At 72.6% G+C, this 5635-nt stretch carries 6 protein-coding genes; 3 read left to right on the top strand and 3 right to left on the bottom strand.

Features of this window, described 5'->3' with window-relative positions; translation table 11 throughout:
• Positions 1 to 328: 328 nt before the first annotated feature.
• Positions 329 to 940 (bottom strand): response regulator transcription factor, encoded by a 612-nt coding sequence (locus tag LCE31_RS35795; protein ID WP_003948568.1) that lies wholly within the window; start codon positions 938 to 940, stop codon positions 329 to 331.
• Between the two features lie 316 nt (positions 941 to 1256).
• On the opposite strand from LCE31_RS35795, the gene LCE31_RS35790 reads away from it, so the two are divergent.
• Positions 1257 to 1610: a WhiB family transcriptional regulator gene (locus LCE31_RS35790; RefSeq protein WP_225022021.1), complete on the top strand. Its 354-nt coding sequence runs from the start codon at positions 1257 to 1259 to the stop codon at positions 1608 to 1610.
• Between the two features lie 143 nt (positions 1611 to 1753).
• Here the strand turns inward: LCE31_RS35790 and LCE31_RS35785 are convergent, their stop codons facing one another.
• A complete protein-coding gene (locus LCE31_RS35785; RefSeq protein WP_225022020.1) occupies positions 1754 to 2653 on the bottom strand; it encodes a LysR family transcriptional regulator in 900 nt (299 codons plus the stop codon).
• 102 nt (positions 2654 to 2755) lie between these two features.
• Here LCE31_RS35785 and LCE31_RS35780 point away from each other — a divergent pair, with 102 nt between their 5' ends.
• Positions 2756 to 3484 (top strand): MOSC domain-containing protein, encoded by a 729-nt coding sequence (locus LCE31_RS35780; protein WP_225022018.1) that lies wholly within the window; start codon positions 2756 to 2758, stop codon positions 3482 to 3484.
• A gap of 123 nt (positions 3485 to 3607) precedes the next feature.
• Here LCE31_RS35780 and LCE31_RS35775 read toward each other — a convergent pair whose 3' ends face one another.
• A complete protein-coding gene (locus tag LCE31_RS35775; RefSeq protein ID WP_225022022.1) occupies positions 3608 to 4198 on the bottom strand; it encodes a TetR/AcrR family transcriptional regulator in 591 nt (196 codons plus the stop codon).
• A 208-nt stretch (positions 4199 to 4406) separates the two neighbouring features.
• On the opposite strand from LCE31_RS35775, the gene LCE31_RS35770 reads away from it, so the two are divergent.
• A partial coding sequence (locus tag LCE31_RS35770) for an FAD-dependent oxidoreductase (RefSeq protein ID WP_225022017.1) occupies positions 4407 to 5635 on the top strand: 1229 nt, incomplete at its 3' end.

The raw sequence follows: 5635 nt of genomic DNA, 5'->3' as shown, positions 1-5635 counted from the left end.
GCTCGGACTCGCACTCGTCCCGGAGCCGGGGCCGACGCGGCTGCCCCGGGCAGGGGTGGCGGGGCAGGCCGGCGGGTCGTCGTCGCGGCACATTCCGTTGCTTCCGGGCCGGTCCTCGCCCAGCCGGGTGCCGCAGGCACGCCTCGCCGGGCCGGGTGCCGCCGGGGTCCGTCGGGCCTCGCCCGTGCTCGTACGGCTCCCCCGGGGGCGCTCGTCCGTCCGGGAGGCTCCGGCGGAACCGGGAACACCATCCGCCGGGGCGTCCTCCGTACGGGAGACCCGTGCGCGTGCCGCACGCGACGAGCGGGCGGGCACGGGGCTCGGCGCGTCAGCGCACCAGGCCCCAGCGGAAGCCGAGCGCCACCGCGTGCGCCCGGTCGGAGGCGCCGAGCTTCTTGAAGAGGCGCCGCGCGTGCGTCTTGACCGTGTCCTCCGACAGGAACAGCTCCCGGCCGATCTCGGCGTTGGACCTGCCGTGGCTCATGCCCTCCAGCACCTGGATCTCCCGCGCGGTGAGCGTGGGCGCGGCGCCCATCTCGGCCGAGCGCAGCCGCCGCGGGGCGAGCCGCCAGGTCGGGTCGGCGAGCGCCTGGGTGACGGTCGCGCGCAGCTCGGCGCGGGACGCGTCCTTGTGCAGATAGCCGCGGGCGCCTGCGGCGACCGCGAGCGCGACGCCGTCCAGGTCCTCCGCGACCGTGAGCATGATGATCCGGGCCCCCGGATCGGCCGACAGCAGCCGGCGGACGGTCTCGACGCCGCCGAGACCGGGCATCCGTACGTCCATCAGAATCAGGTCCGAGCGGTCGGCGCCCCAGCGGCGGAGCACCTCCTCGCCGTTGGCCGCGGTGGTCACGCGCTCGACACCGGGCACGGTCGCGACCGCGCGGCGGAGCGCCTCTCGGGCAAGCGGGGAGTCGTCGCAGACGAGCACGGATGTCATGACCGTCCTCCGCAGCTGATGCGCGTCACCTTGAGCCTCCAGGCAGTACAAGTCGTCATCTCCGCGGTTGACGCTCTCGGACATGTGCCCGATCGCTCCATCTCTCAACCGCCTGACCTCATCAACGATGGTCACCCGAAAGAGTTACGGGTCCCTCACGCAGAGCTATGCCCCATTTAGTGGCTTTTCTTCGCTTCTAGTGGTGTCTGAGGCTAGATTCGCAAAGAGTCATATTTACATCTACTTACACAAGAGATGTACCGTCATGAGCATCATGAGCATCCGATGCCGTCCAGGTTTCAAGGGGACATGAGCAATGGCAGATTTCTCCCGCCTTCCCGGACCCAACGCGGATCTGTGGGATTGGCAGCTCCTCGCGGCCTGTCGTGGCGTGGACAGTTCGCTGTTCTTCCACCCCGAGGGCGAGAGGGGTGCGGCACGGAGCGCGCGAGAGAACTCGGCGAAAGAGGTGTGCATGCGGTGCCCGGTCCGGGCCGAGTGCGCGGCGCACGCCCTCGCGGTGCGGGAGCCGTACGGCGTGTGGGGCGGCCTGACGGAGGACGAGCGCGAGGAGCTGATGGGACGGGCGCGCACCCGCCTCGTACCGGCGTCGGTCTCGGCCTCCGCGGGGCAGAGTGAAGCCGATGACAATGACACGGTGGACGACTAGGCGCCGACCGATCACGATATATCGAAGAAACGTTCCTGCGCTGGTCGCGTTCCTGCGCCGACCCTTCGGGCGGCGGCCGGGCAAGGGAAGAGGACGGCCCGCCCCGGTCCGGTTCAAGCCGGATCGCGCCTGGCGGGGGCCCGTCAGGCGGCCGCTGCCGCCGACAGCTTGTCGAGGGTGGCCGCGACCGCGGGCACGCGGGCCAGGTCGGGAAGGGTGAGCGCGACGACTTCGCGGGAGACCGCGGGCTCGATCGTGAGCCTCCTGACCCCGTCCGTGCGGACCGAGGCGAGCGCAAGTTCGGGCAGCATGGCCACCCCGAGGCCCGCCGCGACCAGGCTGATCACGGCCGGGCAGTCGTCCGTCGCGAAGTCGATCCGCGGCTCGAACCCGGCCGCCCCGCACACGTCCACCAACTGCGTGCGACAGCGCGGGCAGCCCGCTATCCAGGGCTCGTCCGCGAAGTCCGCCATGGCGACCTCGCGCGCGTCGGCCAGCGGGTGGGTGTCCGGGACGAGGCCGACCAGCCGGTCCACGAGGAGCGGGCGCACCGTCAGGTCCTCCCACTCGCCCGGCCCGCCGCCCGCGCCGTCGTACCGGAACGCGAGCGCCACGTCGCAGTCCCCGTCCCGCAGCATCGCGACCGAGTGCGGCGGCTCGGCCTCCACCAGCGAGACGCGGGTGCCCGGATGGGCGGCACGCAGCGCGGCGAGGGCGGCGGGCACGAGCGTGGAACTGCCGCTCGGGAACGACACGAGCCGTACGCGTCCGGCGCGCAGCCCGACGATCGCCGCGATCTCCTCCTCGGCGGCGGTGAGCCCGGAGAGGATGCCCGCCGCATGCCGCACGAGAACCTCGCCCGCCTGCGTCAGGCGCGTCTCACGGCCCGTGCGCACGATCAGGCGCGTACCGGCCGAGGTCTCCAGGGACTTCATCTGCTGGCTGACGGCCGGCTGCGTGCAGCCGAGCTCACGCGCGGCCCCGGAGAAGGACCCGGTGGCGGCGACGGCGCGCAGGACGCGCAGGTGGCGTGCTTCGATCACGCGCCCAGTCTACGCGACGCATAAGACACCCTTTTATTTGTTGGGGATAACGACGTAAAACCCTTTGGACGATTCGTCCCCTCCCCCGCTACCGTGGCCGTCATGAGACTGCTGACGGTGAACGTGGGGCGACCGAAGCCCGTCGCGTACACGGACGGGCCCGGAGGTGTCACAGGCATCGACAAGCGGCCAGTCCCGGGCCCGGTCATGATCTCGGACCCCGGCCCGAAGGGCGTCGGCGCCAGCGGTCTCGCGGGCGACGCCGTGTGCGACACACGCCACCACGGCGGGAGCGACCAGGCGGTGTACGCGTTCGCGCGCGAGGACCTCGACCGGTGGGAGCGCGAGATGGGCCACCCGCTGGGCAACGGGGCGTTCGGCGAGAACTTCACCACGTACGGCATCGACCTGACGCACGCGAAGATCGGCGAGCGCTGGCGGATCGGCCGGGAACTGGTGCTGGAGATCACGAGCGGCCGCATCCCCTGCCGGACGTTCCAGGCCTGGCTCGGTGAGGAGGACTGGGTCCGGCGCTTCATGCGGCGCGGGGAGACCGGCGCCTACCTGCGGGTGCTCGTGCCGGGCGAGGCGCGCTCCGGCGACCCGATCGAGGTGATCCACCGCCCCGCGCACGACGTCACCGTGCAACTGGCCTTCCGCGCGTCGACGTTGGAGCGCCGGCTGCTGCCCCGCGTACTGGCGGCGGGCGAGGCGCTGCACAGCGAGGAGCTGCGGGCGGCACGGGAGTACGTGGCGAAGTACGGGACGGGCGCGGCGGTGCCGGACCAGGGAGCAGAACCGTCGGTGGCGTCCGCCGCGGAGTCCGGGTGACCTGAGTCCGCCCCGGCCGCCGCCCTTCCACGGCCCGCGTTCCACTGCCCGTCCCCCGGCACGCTTACCGGCATGCCCCACGGCACGCTTCCGTGGTCCGCCCTCGCCGTCGCGGCGTGCCCGTCAGTGGCCCGGGCCGACCGGGTCCGTCATGGCGCTCCAGCCGCCGTCGAGCAGCGCGAAGATCCGGTCGAGGGCGGCTTCGGCGTCCTGACGCCCGTGGACGAGCGAGACCGCGTCGAGGGCGAAGTGGGCCAGCGCCTGGCAGCCGACGTCGTCGGCGGAGAGGCCGGCCTCGGCGGCGATGGCCGCCGCGAGGGAGGTCTCGTGGCGCAGCGCCATGCGCCGGCCGTACTCGCGAAGCGGCGGCGTGGTGTCGATGAGCCGGAGGAAGTCACCGAAGCGGGGGTCGGCGCGGACCCGCCGTGAGCGCTCCTCGCGCAGCAGCCCGCGCAGCGCCTGCGGGACGGTCGTGCCCGCGGGGCGTTCGCGCACCGCGGCGACGAGGGCAGCCTCACGGTCCGTGTCCTCGTCGAAGACCAGCGCCTCCTTGCCGTCGGGGAAGTGCTTGAACAGCGTGGTCACCGAGACGTCCGCCGCCTCGGCCACGTCCCGCACGCCGACCGCGTCGTAGCCCCGCTCGAGGAACAGTTCCAGAGCCGCGTCCGCCAGCGCCTGGCGGGTCGCGGCCTTCTTGCGTTCGCGGCGCCCCATCTCGGTCATGGCACCACAGTAGCGTACTCACTACATAAGTTTATCGGTTGCATTTTTTTAATGGATGCACTTACGTTGGTGGTGCCCGGCGGCCCGATCGTCCGGCCGAGGGCGCCGACGACCACGCCGGCGACGCCGCCCGCTGAGAACGACCGGGGGGCGACGCCGGCCACCCAGATGCCGACCACCCAGAAGAGGGATCTGACCCATGACCACCACCGCACCCCGCGTCGCGATCATCGGCGGCGGACCCGCCGGGCTGATGTGCGCCCGCATCCTGCAACAGCACGGCCTGGACCCGGCCGTCTACGACGCCGACGCCACCGTCGACTCCCGCGATCCCGGCGGCACGCTCGACCTGCACGCCGACGCCGGCCAGATCGCCCTGGAGGACGCCGGGCTGATGGACGCCTTCATGGCGCTGGCCCGCGTCGAGGGCCAGGCCAAGACCCGCAGGGACCACCACGGCACCGTCCTCGCGGAGTACATCCCCGACGGAGACGACACGGCGGCCCCCGAGATCGACCGCGGCCAGTTGCGCGCGATGCTCTACGAGCACCTGGCACCCGGCACCGTCCGCTGGGGGCACCGGCTGCTCCGCGCCGTCCCGGCCGGCGACGGGACGCACCGCCTGGAGTTCGCGGGCGGCGCCCCCGTCCACGCCGACCTGGTCGTCGGGGCGGACGGAGCCCGGTCGCGAGTCCGCCCCCTGCTCACCGACGCGGCACCGGAGTACCTGGGCGTCCGCTTCCTCGACGTACGGTTCGACGACGTCGAGACCCGCCACCCCGGGATCGCCGCGCTGGTCGGTGAAGGCCACCTGTTCGCCAACGACAACGACGGCCGTGCGGTGATCGTCCAGCGCAACAGCAACAACGTGGTCCGCGGCTACATCGCCTTCCGCTCCGCGGCCGACCGGCCCGCCGACGCCGGTGTGGACCCCGGCGACACCGACGCCGTCCGCGCCTTCCTGCTACGGGAGTTCAGCGGCTGGTCGGCGTCCATGCGCCCGCTGCTCACCGACAACGACGGCCCCTACATCCCCCGTACGTTCGAGGCCCTGCCCGCTCCCCTGACCTGGGCGCACCGTCCCGGCGTCACTCTCTGCGGCGACGCCGCCCACCTGATGGCGCCCTTCGGCGGGCACGGGACGAACCTGGCCCTCCTCGACGCCGCCGAACTCGCGCACGAGGTCGCAGGACGGTTCGCCCCCGACAAGCTCGACGAGGCCGTCAGGCGCTACGAGTCGACGATGTTCACCCGGTCCGGCCCTCTGGCCGCCGCGTCGAACAACGCCCTCAGGCACTTCTTCGCCACCACGTCCGCCGACGCCCCGCACCTTCCCCCGGACCACGCCAAGGAACACGAGAACTACCGGGCCGGCGCTGCGAAGTACCGCCGTCGCCGGGCGATGGCGGCCGGGGGCGGGAGCGGGAC

This window comes from Streptomyces sp. 8L (genome assembly GCF_020176795.1).
Lineage (GTDB): Bacteria > Actinomycetota > Actinomycetes > Streptomycetales > Streptomycetaceae > Streptomyces.
This window is presented reverse-complemented; position numbering and strand designations above follow the sequence as displayed.

What these genes read in the sequence shown, in the direction of transcription:
- LCE31_RS35775 (WP_225022022.1), bottom strand. Translation starts at nt 4,198, where the DNA reads ATGGGGCGCCGCGAACGCAAGAAGGCCGCGACCCGCCAGGCGCTGGCG.
- LCE31_RS35780 (WP_225022018.1), top strand. Translation starts at nt 2,756, where the DNA reads ATGAGACTGCTGACGGTGAACGTGGGGCGACCGAAGCCCGTCGCGTAC.
- LCE31_RS35790 (WP_225022021.1), top strand. Translation starts at nt 1,257, where the DNA reads ATGGCAGATTTCTCCCGCCTTCCCGGACCCAACGCGGATCTGTGGGAT.
- LCE31_RS35795 (WP_003948568.1), bottom strand. Translation starts at nt 940, where the DNA reads ATGACATCCGTGCTCGTCTGCGACGACTCCCCGCTTGCCCGAGAGGCG.